This is a genomic window from Roseivivax sp. CAU 1753, assembly GCF_054482575.1.
On sequence record NZ_JBTLRF010000007.1, the window covers coordinates 22,663 to 38,756 of the forward strand.

Genomic DNA, 16,094 nt, shown 5'->3' on the forward strand with positions numbered 1-16,094 from the left:
GGACAGAGGCTAGAGGTTGCGCAGTCCGAAATTTGTCATGGGGCGTCATGGGGCGCGAGGGAACTGTCGGTCGCGCCGGGCCCAAGCGCCTGCGGGCCGCGTGGTTCATGCTTTCAGGTTGAAATTCTACTGATGTTTTCAAGGTTTGCAGGTCTTTCGAGAGTGGCGGCAGCGATCCTTCTGGTCACGGTCGGCATGCTGTGTGCCGCGCCCGGGCCGGGGCAGGCGCAAGGAACGGCGGCCCCGTATCCGTCAGAATCCGGCCCCGAAAACACGCTGGGCGATCAAAGCGACAGCGATATCTGGCGCGCTATCCGGCAAGGTGCGGGTGGCATTCCCGGCAGCAGCGCGGTCGTGGACGGGGTCCTGATCAATGCCGAAGGTGTCTGGTGGTCGGAATTGCGCCGCCCGGATGGACCGCTGATCCGGTATGGCGGCTTTGGCATTGCCGCGATCCTGGTGGCCGTCGCGCTGTTCTACCTGATCCGCGGACGGTTGCGCATAGAAGGAGGCCGGTCGGGACGCATGGTCGCGCGCTTCTCGCTGGTGCAGCGCGTGGTGCATTGGGTCATTGCGTCGCTGTTCCTGCTGCTTGGCGTGACGGGGCTGCTGCTGTTGTTCGGGCGCGCCCTGCTGATCCCGCTGGTCGGCAAGGCGGCCTTCGGTGTGATCGCGACCGCGTCGATGCAGGCGCACAACCTGTTCGGGCCCATCTTCATCCTGTCGCTCGTCGCCCTGTTCGTCTTTTTCGTTCGCGGCAATGTGCCGTCGCGGCGCGACATCCCCTGGATCGTCCGGGCCGGCGGCCTGTTCGGGGGGCACGCCAGTTCGGGGCGCTACAACGCCGGCGAAAAGGCGTGGTTCTGGACCGCGACGCTGGCCGGGATCGCCCTGTCCGCCTCGGGTATCGTGCTGAGCTTTCCGGACGATCTGGGCACCCACGATCTGCTGCATCGGGCAGAGCTTCTGCATGCCATCGCCGCCTTTGTCTTCATCGGTTTCGGGATCGGGCACATCTATCTGGGCACCATCGGAACCGAAGGCGCGATCGAGGGCATGGTGACCGGCGATGTTGATGAGAACTGGGCGCGATCGCATCACGATCTTTGGCTGGCCGATCTGAAGGCCCAGTCCGCGAGGCCGACCCATGACCGCGATTGAGTTTCTGGAGGGTCCGCTCTGGACCGTTTCCGTCGGCATCTTCGTGGTGTTCGGGTTGTGGCGTCTGTTCGTGATCCTGACATCCGGTCGGTCGCCGACCCAGGCGCGGCCTGTCGGGTCTCCGGGTCTCGGCGCGGTGCGCGCGATCTTCGGGCATTTCCTGCCCCGGCGGGCCTTTCTGGGCCAGGGGCGGGTCTGGTTCGTCACCATCGCCGGATATGCCTTTCACCTCGGCCTCTTTGCGCTGCTGTTCTTCGCGGCCCCCCATGTGGCCTTTCTGCGCGACACCTTCCTGGGGTTCGACTGGCCCGCGCTGCCACGCTGGGGCTTTATCGTTGCCGCGCAGTTTGCCTTCGCGGGATTGCTGGCACTCTGGATCCGGCGCGTTGTCGATCCGGTTGTCCGGCTGATCTCGCGGCCCGATGATCATATCGCCGCCGGGCTGACATTTCTGGTGATGCTGACCGGCTGCATGGCTCTGGGCGAGCAGAGCGTCACCCTGAGGGCGCTTCATCTGGGGTCGGTCGAGGCATGGCTGATCTATTTCCCGTTCAGCAGCCTGATGCACACGTTCACCTGGCCCCTGTCGCGCGGCTTTACCGGGGCGCTGGCCGGTCGTCGCGGAACCCGCATGTAGGAACGCCGCAATGACCACCGAGACCAAGCCCGATACCCCGAAACGCTACGATGCCCAGGGCGATGTGCCCGATGCGGTACGGGTTGCCAGCGCGATGGAGGGGTTCCTGTCTGAATTCGGCCCCCGCGCCGCAAGCTACATGAATGCCTGCGTGCGCTGCGGCTTGTGCGCCGAGGCCTGCCATTTCCATCTTGCAACGGGCGAGGCCAAGTACACCCCGATCCACAAGATCAAACCCTTCGAGAAGGCCTATGCCCAGATGCAGGGCCCGTTCAGTTGGATCAAGCGGGCGGTCGGCATCGCCCCGCAGGTCCACATCGACGAATTGCAGGAATGGGAAGAGCTGATCTACGATTCCTGCACGCTCTGCGGGCGCTGCACATTGGCCTGCCCGATGGGGATCGACATCGCGGAACTTGTCAAGGAGGCGCGCCACGGCATGTTCCAGGCCGGGCTGCTGCCCGATCGTCTGGCGCAGATCGCCGGCAACGCAAAAACCAAACACAGCCCCTTCGGCAACCCCGAGGATTTCGTCAGGGCCATCCATGCCATCGAGGCCGAGTTCTCGATCACCCTGCCGCTGGACAGACCCAAGGCCGATCTGCTGCTGACCCTGGCCCCGGGGGATCTCGATGAGCACCACAATTCGGTGGTCGGTCTGGCCCGCATCCTCGACAGTCTCGGGATTGACTGGACGCTGTCGTCGGTTGCCTTCGAGGCCACCAATTTCGGCTACCTGTCCGGCGATACCGAGCTGCAGGGAGAGCTGACCTGCCGTCTGGTCGACAAGGCCCGCGAGATCGGCGCCAAGACCATCCTGCTGCCCGAATGCGGCCATGCCTGGGGGGTGCTGCGCTGGGAAGCCGCGCGTTGGTATGGCGCGCCGATCGACGATATCCGGATCATGCACACGCTCGAGCTGATGGCCGAACAGGTTCAGATGGGCAACATCCGCCTGCGTCCGGTGGGCGAGACCGCGACCTTCCACGACCCGTGCCAGCAGATCCGGCGCGGCGGGCTGGGATGGGCACCGCGGGTCATCCTCAAGGCGTTGGGGATGGAACTGCGCGAGCTTGAAAACGCCGGGAATACATCGTTCTGCTGCGGTGGAGGCGGCGGTGTTCTGGCCAATACCCGCGCTGCGCCGCTGCGCCTGCAGGCCTTCGACATCAAGCGCCGGGAAGTCGAGGCCACCGGTGCGGAGCACTTCGTCACCAGCTGCGGTCAGTGCCGCCTGCAATTCGACCGCAGCCGCAAGGAGACTGACTGGGACAAGGAGGCGGAGAGCCTTCTGGAACTGGTCTCTGCAAACATGATCGTCGATTGACGGCACCATCCGGGTCCGCGTCACGGGCCAATCGCGGGGTATCGGCGGGCCGAGGCTGGCCGATATCCCGGTACCGAAGGAATACACATGTCCATTTTCGGCTGGATCAACGATCAGCTTCTGCGGATGCAATGGCTTTCGGACCTGGTGACAGCAGGCGTGTCGGCGGTCGGTCTCGATCCCGCGTCGCGGTTGGGCGGATCGGTGCACTTTTTCGTCTATGACGTGGTCAAGATCTTCATTCTGCTGTCAGTGCTGATCTTCACCATCTCCTGGGCGCAAAGCTATTTTCCGCCCGAACGGACCCGCCGGATCCTCGGCGGGCGCTCGGGTGTCGGGGCCAACACGCTTGCCGCGCTGCTTGGTACGATCACGCCGTTCTGTTCCTGCTCCTCGATCCCGATCTTCATCGGCTTCACCGCCGCCGGGCTGCCGCTTGCGATCACCTTCTCCTTCCTGATCTCGTCGCCGCTGGTCGATCTGGCATCGGTCATCCTGCTGGCATCGATATTCAACTGGTCGATTGCCCTGGCCTATGTGTTCGTCGGACTGGTGATCGCGGTGGTGGGGGGCACGCTGATCGGACGCGCCGGGATGGAAGACCAGGTCGCCGCCTTCGTCCGCGACGTCCCGGTTCAGGACACCGATCATGCCATGACCGGTGCCGACCGCCTGACCTATGCCCGCGATCAGCTGACCGAGATCGTGCACCGCGTCTGGCCCTATATCCTGATCGGGGTCGGCATCGGCGCGGCCATCCACAACTGGGTTCCCGAAGACATCATCACCGCGCTTCTGGGTCAGGACAACTGGTGGTCGGTCCCGGTGGCGACACTGGTCGGCGTGCCGATGTATGCCGACATATTCGGCACCCTGCCCATCGCCGAGGCGCTGGTGGGCAAGGGTGTGGGGCTGGGCACGGTGCTGGCCTTCATGATGGCGGTGACCGCCCTGTCCCTGCCCTCGATCATCATGCTCAAGCGCGTGATAAAGCTGCCCCTGCTGATCCTGTTCCTCGCGGTCGTGACCTTCGGCATCCTGGGAATGGGGTTTGTCTTCAACGCAATCACCCCCTAGTTTATCTGAAAGGAACGTCACCATGATCATCAAAATCCTTGGTTCGGGCTGCAAGAAATGCGTGGCGCTTGGCGACAACGCCAGGGCGGCGGCAACAAGCGCCGGAAAAGAAGCAGAAATCGTCAAGGTCACCGACATGGCCGAGATCGCGGGCTATGGCGTGATGTCCACCCCGGGGCTTGTGATCGACGAAAAGCTCGTCTCTTCGGGCAAGGTGCTGAGCGCGGAAGACATCGGAAAGCTGCTGTGATGCGGTTGCGCTGGCTGACACCCGCCGCCGTCGCCTGCCTGCTGACCGGCACCGCATCGGCGCAAACGCTCGAGGTTCAGCCGGTCACGGATGGCGTCTGGGCCATCGTCGGCGAGATGGAGCAGCGCAGCCCCGAGAACCTGGCCAACAACGCCACCTTCGGGCTTGTCGAGACCGCGCAGGGTGCCGTGCTGATCGATCCGGGCGGGTCGTGGCACGGGGCAGAGGCGCTGGCGGCGGTCATCCGTACCCTGACCGCGCAGCCCGTGGTTGTCGTGATCAATACCGGCGGGCAGGATCATCGCTGGCTCGGGAACGGCTATTGGCAGGCAGCGGGCGCAACGGTGATCGCCTCTGACGCCGCGGTCGCGGATCAGCGCGCGCGCGGCTCGATGCAGTTGTCGGGATTGGCCAGCCTGCTGGGCGATGCGCTGGACGGGACCGAGCCGCACCATGCCGACGTCACCTTCGCCGACCGGCACGACTTCAGCCTTGGCGGCGTCGCCTTCGAGGTGATCCACCCCGGTGCCGCGCACACGCCCGGCGACAGTTTTGTCTGGCTGCCCGAGACGCAGACCGTCTTTACCGGCGACATCGTCTATGTCGACCGTATTCTGGGCGTCGGCGACCAAAGCTCGATCCGCGACTGGCCCGGCGCGTTCGAGGCGATCGCGGCGCTGGACCCCGTCCATGTGGTGCCGGGCCATGGCGGGGCCACAACGCTGAAGCACGCCCGCGCGGACACCTATGATTATCTGATCAATCTGCGCGAGGCAGTCGCCGCGCTGATCGAGGACGGCGGCGACATCATGGACGCGCCGAAGGTGGACCAGTCCGCATTCGACTATCTGGAGCAGTTCGACAGCCTCGCCGGTCGCAACGCGCAGACCGCGTATCAGCAGATGGAATGGGAATGACCCACAAGGCCCCATCGCATCCTGAGGTGGGTCGGCGCGGGCGGTTTCCCCGGCATGTCACGGGCCTGTCGGTGCCTGCCGCCCCCCGGCGCAACGTGCCGGAAGGGCAGTAACGCATGCGCCAGTTCATCAGAAACCACGCCCTTCTCAGCACCGGGTTCGCCGTGTCGCTGGCGGTCACGCTGGTCTTTCTGGTCCGGCTGATCGTGTCGACGGTGGTCTGGTCCGACCCTGATCTGATCCGGCAACCGATCGCCGGATGGATGACGCCGCGCTATGTGGCCAAGTCATGGCAGGTGCCGCCGGATACCGTCGCCACCGCGCTGGGGCTCGACAAGGACCGCACCGGGCGGCGCCTGACGCTGGAGGAAATCGCCGCTGCGCAGGGCCGCAGCCTGGACGCGCTGCGCCTGACGCTCGAGGCCGCGCTGCAGGCCAGCCGGGACGACACCGATGACTGAGACGCTGTTCGCCTACGTCTCGAGCTATGGACTGCCGGTCATCGCGATCTCTGCCTTCCTGTCCTGCCTGGCCGTGCCGATCCCGACCTTTGCCGTCATGCTGACCGGCGGTGCCTTTGCCGCCTCCGGTGATCTGGTGCTCTGGCAGGTGCTGACGACGGCCTACCTCGCCGCGGTGCTTGGCGATCAATCGGGGTTTCACATCGGGCGCTGGGGCGGTCACGCGGCCGTCGGTGCTTTCGGGCGGTCTCCGAAGAAGGCGGCGCTGATCGGTCGGGCGAACGATGCGGTGGCGCGCTGGGGCGGTTCCGCCGTGTTCTTTTCGACATGGCTTTTTGCGCCGCTTGGGCCTTGGGTGAACCTCGTGGCCGGAGCGGCGGGCATGGCGCGGCTGCGGTTCTTCGTCTGGGACGCGCTCGGCGAGGCGATCTGGGTTTCCGCCTATGTGGGGCTCGGTTTTCTGTTCGGATCGCGGCTTCCGGAACTGGTCGAGCTTGTGGGCGACTGGGCCGGTCTGATTTCCTCGGGCGGCATCAGCCTGTTGCTGGGTGTGCTTCTGGTCAGGGCCGCGATCCGCCACCGCAGACGCGCAGCCAGGGCACGTCAGTCTCGTACCGGTTGACCCGGCACAGGGGCAAGGTGCCGCCCGCCACGGCACGGAGGGGACCGCCGTGCCGTGCAGCGCGAACCGGGTGACGCCATGGGCTGTGGGCCGACCCGGTTCGTCTGTCCCCGGCGGCTTACAGGCTTCCCTCGGCCCCGAAAGTAGCGAAGCCGGAAAAGTCCCCGCCCCAGGTTTCGAACGCGCCCCCCGGTGCCCCGACCATCGTGGCGTCGGAAACATTTTCCATCGTGATGATCAGATACGGATCGCCCCCCAGCGGCGTGCCCAGCGTGCCGCCCTCACCACCTGTATCAAACAGCGCCGCGGTCTCTTCCACGCCCGCATCCGAAAACAAGAGCTGGTCGATATCGATCTCGTCCGCGGACACGCCCTTGAGGTAGACCTGCGCATCGCCCGCCTGAATCTGCACGCCCTGCTTGGTCTCGCGCCACATGAAGTCGTCGATGGTGCCGTTTTCCAGATCCGCCAGCGTCTCGCCCGCGAAATCCCCGGGCAGGGCGCTGTCGAACTCGGAAAAGACCAGGATATCGTCCGGGTCGAAATCGTTGACACGGGTCTGCACGTTCGGGCTGCCGCTGGCGGTGGTGGAAAACGTGTCGAAGATGAAGATATCGCTGCCGTTGCCGCCCTTGGCCACGTCCTGCCCGGAAGTGAAGATCAGCACGTCGTTGCCGTTGCCGCCATCGGCGCTGTCATTGCCGGTGCCGAGGATCAGCAAATCGTTGTCGTTGCCCCCGACAAGCTTGTCGTTATCCGCGCCGCCGATCAGCAGATCGTTGCCCTTGCCGCCCTTGAACTGGTCGTTGCCGTCGCCGCCACTGGCCGCGTCGTCGCCACCGCCGAGGTTGAACCGGTCGCCGAACTCGGATCCGGTTATCCAGTCGTCGGCATTGCCGCCCTTCATGTCGATGCGGCTGTCGCCCAGAAGCGCCTCATAGGTCGCGGGCGTGAAGGTACCGGTGTCGGTTTCCGCGTTATAGTCCAACACTTCGATCCAGCTTTCTCCGCCCAGCGACACCGGCTGCGAAAAGCTGGCCGTTACTTCGATTTCAAGCCCTTTTGGCGTCGGTGTCCCAAGCTGGAAGCCGGTGGCATGCAACTGGCCATCGATCGTGATATAGTCGATGCGCAGTTCGGTGCCCATGCCGGAGGTGGAAAACAGTGCAGTGCCCTCGGGGGCCGTAAGTTCGGTGCCCATACCGGAGGTGGAAAATAAACCCTGCTCCAGCGCGTCGAACAGTTCGGCGATATTGGCACCATCCTTGCCGCGGACGGAAATGGTCAATGTATTGGGCATAACAAACCCTCCTTTGAAAACAGGTCCACAATCTACCCGATCGCCGGAATTTCGCCAAAACCTTTAATGATTTGCGGTTCCGGTGCGGGCAGCAGGGTGTCTTGCCGATCTGCGCCCATTCGAGGGACAGCGTGAACCGCACCGGGCAATCCGTCCCCGGGACCTTGTAATTCAGCGAAAATAACGCTATATACCGTGATAATCACTGATGGAGCCGCACCATGCATATCACGAATTTCGCAGAAGGCGGTCAGTTCGAGCCGCGAAAGATCGCCGCCGCGCTGCGCACCTCGGCAGAGGAGATCGCCCTGACGGTCGGTCTTGGCAAGGACGCCCTGCAGCGACGGACGCGCATCAACTCGGACAAGACACAGCGCCGCCTGCGCGAACTGGTCGAAGTGCTCAACAAGGTCGAACCGCGTTTCGGTTCGGATCTGATGGCCTATGCCTGGTACCGATCGGAACCCCTGCCCGGCTTTGACGGTCGCACCGCGATGCAGCTTGTGCAGGAAGGCAAGGCGCAGCAGGTACTCGAATATATCGACGCGGTCGATGCAGGCGTCTTCGCCTGATGCCGCTGACGGACGGGCGCTTTGCGGGGCATCTTTACCGGGCGCTGAACCCGGTCTATGCCCGCGCGCCGCTGTCCGGTCGCGGCGCAGAGCTTTATGGCGGGCGGTTCAACGCCAGGGGAACGCCCGCGCTTTACACCGCGCTTGATCCGGGCGGCGCGCTGCGAGAAGCCAACCAGGCGGGCAGCCTGCAACCGACCGTTCTGGTGTCCTACACCGCCGATCTGGGGCCGGTTTTCGACACCCGGAACGGCCAAGAGCTTGCGCGGCGTGGCATGTCGGAGCACGCGTTGGCCGATCCGGGCTGGCGCATGAAGATGCTCGACGGTCAAACCGTTCCGACGCAGGATTTCGCGGGCAGCCTGATCGCTGACGGTTTTGCGGGCCTTCTGATCCGAAGCTATGCCAAAGGCGCGTCCGAAACCGATCTGAACATCGTTCTGTGGCAATGGGCAGGCCCGCGCTGTGATCTGGCGGTTGTAGACGACGAAAAACGCTTGTCGCGGTTGTAGACAAGCCCCGGGATCGGCCGCTTTTCGACCCGCCCTGCCCCGGTGGCCATGGCGTGTGCGGATCAGACCGAGACGCCGCCCAGCACGTCCTCTCTTGTCAGGGTGTCATGGGTGCCCTGCATGACGATCTCGCCCCGGCGCAACACGATGAAGCGGTCGGCAAGCTCGTAGGCGAAATCGAAATACTGCTCGACCAGCACGATGGCCATGGTGTTGGTCGACCGCAGATGCCGGATCACCCTGCCGATCTGCTGGATGATGTTGGGCTGGATGCCCTCGGTCGGTTCGTCCAGCAGCAAAAGCCGGGGCTTGGTGATCAGCGCGCGCGCAATCGCCAGTTGCTGCTGCTGACCGCCCGAAAGGTCGCCCCCCCGCCGCGACCGCATGTCCTTCAGCACCGGGAACAGCTCGAAGATCTCGTCGGGGATGAACTTCTCGGCCTTGGGCAGACAGGCAAAGCCGGTCTCGAGGTTTTCCTGAACGGTCATGAGCGGGAACACCTCCCGGCCCTGCGGCACATAGGCGATGCCCTTGTGCGCAAGGCTGTAGGCCGACAATGCCCCCAGATCCTCGCCGTCGAGGGTGACGGTTCCCGCCGAACGCGGATGCGTGCCCGAGATCGCCTTGATCAGGCTGGTCTTGCCGACGCCATTGGTGCCCATGATGCAGGTCACCTCGCCCTTGGCGGCGTCCATGGTGATGCCGCTGAGGATTTTCGAATGGCCGTAATGCAGGTCCAGATCCTTGATGTGCAGCATTGTCTATCGTCCCAGGTAGACGTCGATGACGTCCTGATTTGCGGTCACGTGATCGAGGCTGCCTTCGGCCAGCACCGACCCTTCATGCAGCACGGTGACCCGGCAATTCAGCCGGCGCACGAACTCCATATCATGCTCGACGACGACCACCGCACGGGTCTTGGCCGCTTCGAGCAGGATGTCGGTGGTGTGCTCGCGCTCCATCGGGGTCATTCCGGCGGCGGGTTCGTCCACCAGCAGAAGCCGGGGTTCCTGCGCCAGCAGCATGCCGATCTCGAGCCATTGCTTCTGGCCATGGCTCAACTCGCCGGACTTGCGCGTCAGCGCGTCCAGCAGTCCGATGCGTTGGGCCAGTTCGGCGACGGCATCCAGATCCGCGCCCGAGGGCCGATAGAACAGCACCGCCAGCCAGCCGCGCGGCTTTTTCAGCGCCATCAGCAGGTTTTCCTGCACCGTCTGATCCTCGAACACCGTAGGTTTCTGGAACTTGCGCCCGATCCCGGCCTGCGCGATGGCGGCCTCGCTCATCTTCAGCAGCGACACCGATTTCTCGCCCCAGATGACCCGGCCCGTGTCGGGGCGGGTCTTGCCGGTGACAATGTCCATGAAGGTGGTCTTTCCGGCCCCGTTGGGACCGATGACCGCCCGCAGCTCAGCCGCGCCGATCTGGAACGACAGGTTGTTGATGGCGCGGAACCCGTCGAACGAGACCGAGACGCCCGATACCTCGAGAAGCGTGCTCATTGGCTGGCCTCCTGTTCGCGCAACGCGCCGTTGTCCGGCCCCAGATCGGCCCCGTGGCGGTCGGGCGCGCGCCGCAGGGTCCACAGGTCGATCAGCCCGCCGATGCCTTTCGGCGCGAACAGGGTGACCAGCACGAAGGACAGGCCCAGCAGCACCAGCCACCAGTCGACCCACTTGATGGTGTAGACCCCAAGCGGAATATCCGGTGCCTGGCCGCCGGTGAACCAGGTGCTGAGCAGGCTGACGAAGGCCGCGCCGATCACCGCGCCGTAAAGCCGCCCGCGCCCGCCGATGGCCACCCAGACCGCCAGGTAGATCGAGGCGATGGGGGCAATCTCGGCGGGGTTGATGATGCCGGCTTGCGGATAATAAAGCGCCCCCGCGATCGCCGCGATGCAGGCGGTCAGGGTGAAGATCGCCAGCTTGTACGTCTCGACCGAATAGCCCAGGAAGCGGACCCGCGCCTCGTTGTCGCGGATACCCCGGATGACCGATCCGAACTTGCCCGAGACGACCCAGGCCGACAGCGCGTAGCCAAGACCCAGCGCCAGCGCCGAGGCCCAGAAGAACCACAGCGACACCGCATCCTGCGACGCGGTCACGCCGGGCAGGTTCTGCAGGCCCGAAAGGCCGTTGTTGCCGCGCAAGCCGCTGTCGTTCTGGAACAGGTACAGCGCCAGCGCCAGGGTCATCGCCTGCGTCAGGATCGACAGGTAGACACCGGTGACACGGCTGCGGAACGCCAGCCAGCCGAACACCAGCGCCAGCACCCCCGGCACCAGTACCACCAGCGCCAACTGCAGAAAGAGGCTGTCGGCAAAGCTCCAGACCACGGGAAACTCGCTGGAGCCGACAACGCCGAAGATCTGGTTGCCGATGGCATCGACGATCTCGGCATCGGTGGGCGGGATCTCGGCCTGGGACAGCGCCTCGACCACGATCAGCCGGGTACGTTCGTACATCAGCCACATGCCGATCATGTAGCCGCCCAGTCCGAAGAACGCGAAATGGCCCAGCGACAGGATGCCGGTGAAACCCCAGACGAGGTCCATCGCGATGGCGACGAGGCACAGGCACAGGGTCTTGCCCAGGGTCTTGACGAAACTGGTCGAGACAAGGCCGATGCCGAACCCTTCGGACAACACCGTCACGCAGAGCGTGAACAGGGCCAGCAGCGCGAGGAAGATCAGCACCGAAGGATTTTTGGCAATAAAGCTACGTTGCATGGATCAATCCGCCGCCGCGCGACCCTTGAGGGCGATGATGCCCCGTGGCCGGAACTGAATGAAGATGATGATGAAGACGATCATGTAGGTCTGCGCCGCCAGCGTGTTCGACGGGTTCAGCCACTCGATCCCCTTTTGCAGGAAGCCGATCATCGCCGCACCGGCCAGTGTGCCCCAGATATTTCCGACGCCGCCGACCACCACGGTCATGAAGCTTTGCACGATGTAGTCCGACCCCAGCTCGGAGGTGACCTTGGCGAACAATCCGATGGCCACGCCCGCGACCCCGGCAATGCCCGACCCCAAACCGAAGGTCAGCATGTTCACCCGCCCCGGATTGATCCCCATCGACGCCGCCATGCGCGGGTTCTGCGTCACCGCGCGGGTTTCCAGACCCAGTCGCGTGCGCTTCATGATGAACAGGAATACGCCCAGAAAGATCAGCGCCAGGATGAAGATCGCGATGCGGATATAGCTGATCGACACCACGTCGTTCAGCGCCAGCGCCCCGTCGAGCCAGCCCGGCGAGGTCAGCGGACGCGCCTGCGTGCCGAAGATGGTCTTGGCCAGCTGTTGCAGGGCGATGGAGATGCCGAAGGTCGCCAGCAGGGTTTCCAGCGGACGGGCATAGAGCCAGCGGATCACCAGCCGCTCCATCGCGACCCCGGCGGCGAAGGTGACCGCGAAGGCCGCCGGGATCGCCACGATGATCGACAGGGTGTGATCGGGAATGATCTGCTGCACCACGTAGCCGGTATAGGCCCCCATCATGATGAACTCGCCATGGGCCATGTTGATCACGCCCATGACGCCGAAGGTAATCGCCAGCCCGATCGCCGCGAGAAAGTAGATCGACGCCAGCGACAGCGCATCCAGCGCCAGATCCAGCGCCTGGTTGAGCCCGACCTTGAGGTTGATGGTCGCCAGCGCGGCCAGCGCCGCATCCGTCACCTCGGTCGATGGCTCGGCATAGGTGTCGTAGAAGACATGCCGCGCGAGGATCTCGCGGGCCTGATCGTCATCCACCAGCGCGGGCACCGCGCCACTGGCGACCAGGGCCCTAAACGCGGTGCGCCGGGCGCTGTCAGTGTCCATCTGCACCAGCGGCACGCCGCCGACCCGGCCCCCGTCGATATGCTGCGCAAGAATGCCGGGAAGCGCGCTGGCCGACACGCGCGGCGGGGCCATGCCGGCGTCGACCAGAAGGGCGAACGCCTCGGCTTCGGAAAAGCCGTCCGCGCCGGGGGTCAGGATCGCGGCAAGGTTGCCAGGGCCAGGCTCGGATCCCGCGGCGGCATGTCGGGTGGTGGCCACCAGCGGGTTCAGCGTGGCGCGGGCATCGACGCCAAGATCGCCCGACATGTGCTTGATCGCGTCGATCCGGGCGTCGGTTTCGGGGTCGAAACTGATCGTCAGCAATCGCTCCAGCCGCTCTTTCTGCGCCCTCAGGTCCGGGTCCGGCTCGTCCGCGATCGACGCCCGCAACGGGTCCAGCAGATCCGCGCCCGGATCGCGCTCGATCGAGGTCAGGGCATCGCGGCGCTTGGCGGGATCGGGGTCCAGCAACTGAAAGCGGACCAGCGCCGAGGCGATCATCGCGCGGATCCCGCTATTGGGCTTGAGCTGGTCCAGCGCGTCCTTGGGAAAGGTTCCCACGGACTGCCCGGTGTCGAAATCCGTCAGCCGATAGGTGCCGCCGCCCGCGTCCTCGGCGCGGAAGAACAGCCCGTCCGACAGGCGGACCCACATGTCCTTTTCGGCCCATGTCTCGAGCACCGCCTGGGTCTGCGGCAGGCCGCTTTCGGCGATGGCATCAATGGCCGGACCGATGGACTTGCGGCTGCTTTCGACGATGACCTCGCGATGCGCCTGCAGCACGGACTGCATGCCGTCTTCCTGCGCCGATGCCGCCAGGGACCACCAGAGCACGGCAAGGCCCGCAAGGAAAAGCTGTTTCATATCAGGGGATTCCGTCGGATCGGGAGAGGGCCATGGCAGACCCCCTCCGCGTTTTCAGGGCTCAGTAGTTCGACAGGGTCTGAACGCAGGTCTTGGTTTCGGTGTTGTACATGCCGCAGCCAAGATCCTTCCAATCCGACGTCAGCACCGCCGATTCCGGCAGGAAATCGGTCCAGGCATCGCCCGGCACTTCCGCGGTCTGGCTGATGATGTCGAACTGGCCGTCATCCTGGATCTCGCCGATCAGCACCGGCTTGGACAGGTGATGGTTCGGCAGCATCACCGCGGTGCCACCGGTCAGGTTCGGGAATTCCTGCCCGTACATCGCCGCGCGCACCGCGTCGACATCGGTGGTGCCCGCCTCGGTCGCGGCGTTCACCCACATGTTGAAGCCGATGTAATGCGCCTCCATCGGGTCGTTGGTGACCCGGTCCTCGCCCATCGTTGCCTTCCAGGTCTTCACGAATTCCGCGTTCGCGTCGGCTTCGGCGGACTGGAAGTAGTTCCATGCCGCAAGGTGGCCGACAAGGTTGGCGGTATCGAGACCGGACAGCTCTTCCTCGCCGACCGAGAAGGCCACAACCGGGATATCGTCGGCAGAGATGTCGGCGGCGGCGAGTTCCTTGTAAAAGCCGATATTGGCGTCGCCATTGATCGTCGAGATCACGCCGACCTTCTTGCCATCCGCACCAAGCGCCACCACATCGGCGACGATCTTCGACCAGTCCGAATGGCCGAACGGCGTGTAGTTCACGAAGATGTCGCTGTCGGCGATGCCCTTGCTCTTGAGATAGCTCTCAAGGATGTTGTTGGTGGTCCGGGGATAGACATAGTCGGTGCCGAGCAGGGCAAACTTTTCGACGCCCAGTTCCTCGAGGAAGTAATCCGTCGCCGGGATCGCCTGCTGGTTCGGCGCGGCCCCGGTATAAAAGACGTTCTTCGACGATTCCTCGCCCTCGTATTGCACCGGATAGAACAGCAGGCCGTTCAGCTCCTCGATCACCGGCAGCACCGACTTGCGGCTGACCGATGTCCAGTTGCCGAAGATCACGTCGACATCGTGCACGGTCAGAAGCTCGCGCGCCTTTTCCGCGAACAGCGGCCAGTCCGACGCCGGATCGACGACCACCGCCTCAAGCTCCTTGCCCAGCAGGCCGCCCTTGGCGTTCTGCTGGTCGATCAGCATCAGCATGGTGTCTTTCAGCGTGGTCTCCGAGATGGCCATTGTCCCCGAGAGCGAATGCAGGATGCCGACCTTGATGGTGTCTTCGGCAGACAGGGCGGCACTTGCCAGCGCGGCGAACAGGGCAGACCCGGCAAGCGTGGATTTAACGAATTTCATAACGTTCTCCTGGCGGGTCCACGGGCCGGAAGCTCTTGCAAATACATGCAACTTTTCCTTACCTGATCCCGCAACTTCGTGTTGCAACCCGTGTGACGGCCGGTTCGAGGTCCAGTCGTTTGGCCGTCACACACCCCTTCCAAAGCTCAGACAGCGTGTCCCCGGAAGGTGTGCAGATCGTTTCTGCAACGCAGCGTGTTGGCAAATCGGGCACTGACGGTTTTCATGGTTTCGCCGGGCTCTGCCCAATTTTTAATCAAAATCGCGCACAATCGCCCGGAAATAAGTCATTGAGGCAGGGCCAGGCCGCGAATTTGCCGATTTTGGTGGCCGATCCGGGGGGCCGCGCAAAAAACGGGATCAGTCCAAAGCATCCAGGATGACCCCGATCAACCAGCACGTCCCCATAACCCCGACCCACGGCATTGCGGCGCAACCGCGCGCGCGGGGCCGGGTGACGCTTGCCGCCAAGCATGCCCGCGGGCGTACCGTGCTCGGGACGCTGTATCAGGACGGGTCGGCCCGGTGCCTGCTGCCGCGCCGCGCCGGACCGGGCCTTGAGGCGGTCCTGCTGAACACGGCGGGCGGCATCACCGGTGGCGATGCTTTTGACTATGCGGCCACCGCGCGCGACGGCACGGATCTGACCGTCACGACGCAGGCCTGCGAACGGGCCTACAAGGCGCAGCCCGGTCTGACCGGGCGCGTGCGCAATACGCTTCGCGTCGGGGCCGGGGCGCGGATCAACTGGCTGCCGCAGGAAACCATCCTGTTCAACGGCGCGGCGCTGGACCGGAACCTGTCGATCGACATGGCGCAGGACGCGACGCTGCTCATGGTCGAGCCGCTGGTCTTCGGGCGCACCGCCATGGGCGAAACGCTGACCGACGCGAGCTTGCACGACCGGATCGAGATCCGGCGCGCGGGGGTGCCGCTTTTTACCGATGCCATGCGCCTTGAAGGCGATATCGCCGCGCATCTGGCGCGTCCCTTCGTCGCCGCCGGGGCCTGCGCGATGGCTGCGCTTGTCTACGTCGCGACCGATGCCGAGGGCCAGTTGCCCGCCATTCGCCGCATGCTGCCAGAGGCGGCGGGGGCCACGCTGATCGCCCCGGATGTGCTGGTCCTGCGCATGCTGGCGCCGGACAGCTACGGCCTGCGAACATCCCTGCTGCCGGTGCTGACCCATCTCAACGGGGCCGACCTGCCCCGATGCTGGAAGATCTGAC

The 16,094-nt window shown here is 64.6% G+C and carries 17 protein-coding genes; 11 read left to right on the forward strand and 6 right to left on the reverse strand.

Annotated features, from left to right (window positions below):
• Positions 1–162: 162 nt before the first annotated feature.
• The 8 genes from ACXYMN_RS14750 (at position 163) to ACXYMN_RS14785 (ending at position 6,452) form a co-directional block, all read left to right on the forward strand.
• Complete coding sequence (locus tag ACXYMN_RS14750; protein WP_459014485.1) at positions 163–1,161, forward strand: formate dehydrogenase subunit gamma; 999 nt, start codon at positions 163–165, stop codon at positions 1,159–1,161.
• Positions 1,148–1,798 (forward strand): hypothetical protein, encoded by a 651-nt coding sequence (locus ACXYMN_RS14755; RefSeq protein WP_459014486.1) that lies wholly within the window; start codon positions 1,148–1,150, stop codon positions 1,796–1,798. Before ACXYMN_RS14750 ends, ACXYMN_RS14755 begins: the two co-directional genes overlap by 14 nt.
• Positions 1,799–1,808: 10 nt before the next feature.
• Entirely contained in the window at positions 1,809–3,125 is a 1,317-nt protein-coding gene (locus ACXYMN_RS14760) for a (Fe-S)-binding protein (RefSeq protein WP_459014487.1), read from the forward strand.
• An 87-nt stretch (positions 3,126–3,212) separates the two neighbouring features.
• Positions 3,213–4,202 carry a permease gene (locus ACXYMN_RS14765; protein ID WP_459014488.1) on the forward strand — a complete coding sequence of 330 codons (990 nt, stop codon included), beginning with the start codon at positions 3,213–3,215 and terminating at the stop codon, positions 4,200–4,202.
• Positions 4,203–4,224: 22 nt separating this feature from the next.
• Positions 4,225–4,452 (forward strand): thioredoxin family protein, encoded by a 228-nt coding sequence (locus ACXYMN_RS14770; protein ID WP_459014489.1) that lies wholly within the window; start codon positions 4,225–4,227, stop codon positions 4,450–4,452.
• Positions 4,452–5,369 carry an MBL fold metallo-hydrolase gene (locus ACXYMN_RS14775; protein ID WP_459014490.1) on the forward strand — a complete coding sequence of 306 codons (918 nt, stop codon included), beginning with the start codon at positions 4,452–4,454 and terminating at the stop codon, positions 5,367–5,369. The genes ACXYMN_RS14770 and ACXYMN_RS14775 overlap by 1 nt, the downstream gene beginning before the upstream one ends.
• 116 nt (positions 5,370–5,485) lie before the next feature.
• Positions 5,486–5,830, forward strand: coding sequence for a hypothetical protein (locus ACXYMN_RS14780; RefSeq protein WP_459014491.1), 345 nt, complete (start codon positions 5,486–5,488; stop codon positions 5,828–5,830).
• Entirely contained in the window at positions 5,823–6,452 is a 630-nt protein-coding gene (locus ACXYMN_RS14785) for a DedA family protein (RefSeq protein ID WP_459014492.1), read from the forward strand. The genes ACXYMN_RS14780 and ACXYMN_RS14785 overlap by 8 nt, the downstream gene beginning before the upstream one ends.
• Positions 6,453–6,570: 118 nt before the next feature.
• Here ACXYMN_RS14785 and ACXYMN_RS14790 read toward each other — a convergent pair whose 3' ends face one another.
• Positions 6,571–7,752: a calcium-binding protein gene (locus ACXYMN_RS14790; RefSeq protein WP_459014493.1), complete on the reverse strand. Its 1,182-nt coding sequence runs from the start codon at positions 7,750–7,752 to the stop codon at positions 6,571–6,573.
• 221 nt (positions 7,753–7,973) lie between these two features.
• On the opposite strand from ACXYMN_RS14790, the gene ACXYMN_RS14795 reads away from it, so the two are divergent.
• Positions 7,974–8,324 carry an MbcA/ParS/Xre antitoxin family protein gene (locus tag ACXYMN_RS14795; protein ID WP_459014494.1) on the forward strand — a complete coding sequence of 117 codons (351 nt, stop codon included), beginning with the start codon at positions 7,974–7,976 and terminating at the stop codon, positions 8,322–8,324.
• Positions 8,324–8,836 carry an RES family NAD+ phosphorylase gene (locus tag ACXYMN_RS14800; RefSeq protein WP_459014495.1) on the forward strand — a complete coding sequence of 171 codons (513 nt, stop codon included), beginning with the start codon at positions 8,324–8,326 and terminating at the stop codon, positions 8,834–8,836. Before ACXYMN_RS14795 ends, ACXYMN_RS14800 begins: the two co-directional genes overlap by 1 nt.
• A 62-nt stretch (positions 8,837–8,898) precedes the next feature.
• Here ACXYMN_RS14800 and urtE read toward each other — a convergent pair whose 3' ends face one another.
• From urtE to urtA, 5 genes are all read right to left on the reverse strand, one after another.
• Positions 8,899–9,594 carry an urea ABC transporter ATP-binding subunit UrtE gene (gene urtE, locus ACXYMN_RS14805; protein WP_459014496.1) on the reverse strand — a complete coding sequence of 232 codons (696 nt, stop codon included), beginning with the start codon at positions 9,592–9,594 and terminating at the stop codon, positions 8,899–8,901.
• Between the two features lie 3 nt (positions 9,595–9,597).
• A complete protein-coding gene (gene urtD / locus ACXYMN_RS14810) occupies positions 9,598–10,338 on the reverse strand; it encodes an urea ABC transporter ATP-binding protein UrtD (protein ID WP_459014497.1) in 741 nt (246 codons plus the stop codon).
• Entirely contained in the window at positions 10,335–11,564 is a 1,230-nt protein-coding gene (gene urtC, locus ACXYMN_RS14815) for an urea ABC transporter permease subunit UrtC (protein WP_459014498.1), read from the reverse strand. The genes urtD and urtC overlap by 4 nt, the downstream gene beginning before the upstream one ends.
• 3 nt (positions 11,565–11,567) lie before the next feature.
• On the reverse strand, positions 11,568–13,523 hold the full coding sequence (gene urtB / locus ACXYMN_RS14820; RefSeq protein WP_459014499.1) for an urea ABC transporter permease subunit UrtB: 1,956 nt from the start codon (positions 13,521–13,523) through the stop codon (positions 11,568–11,570).
• A gap of 61 nt (positions 13,524–13,584) precedes the next feature.
• Positions 13,585–14,865 (reverse strand): urea ABC transporter substrate-binding protein, encoded by a 1,281-nt coding sequence (urtA, locus tag ACXYMN_RS14825; protein WP_459014500.1) that lies wholly within the window; start codon positions 14,863–14,865, stop codon positions 13,585–13,587.
• 379 nt (positions 14,866–15,244) lie between these two features.
• Here urtA and ACXYMN_RS14830 point away from each other — a divergent pair, with 379 nt between their 5' ends.
• Complete coding sequence (locus ACXYMN_RS14830) at positions 15,245–16,093, forward strand: urease accessory protein UreD (RefSeq protein WP_459014501.1); 849 nt, start codon at positions 15,245–15,247, stop codon at positions 16,091–16,093.
• Position 16,094 lies beyond the last annotated feature (1 nt).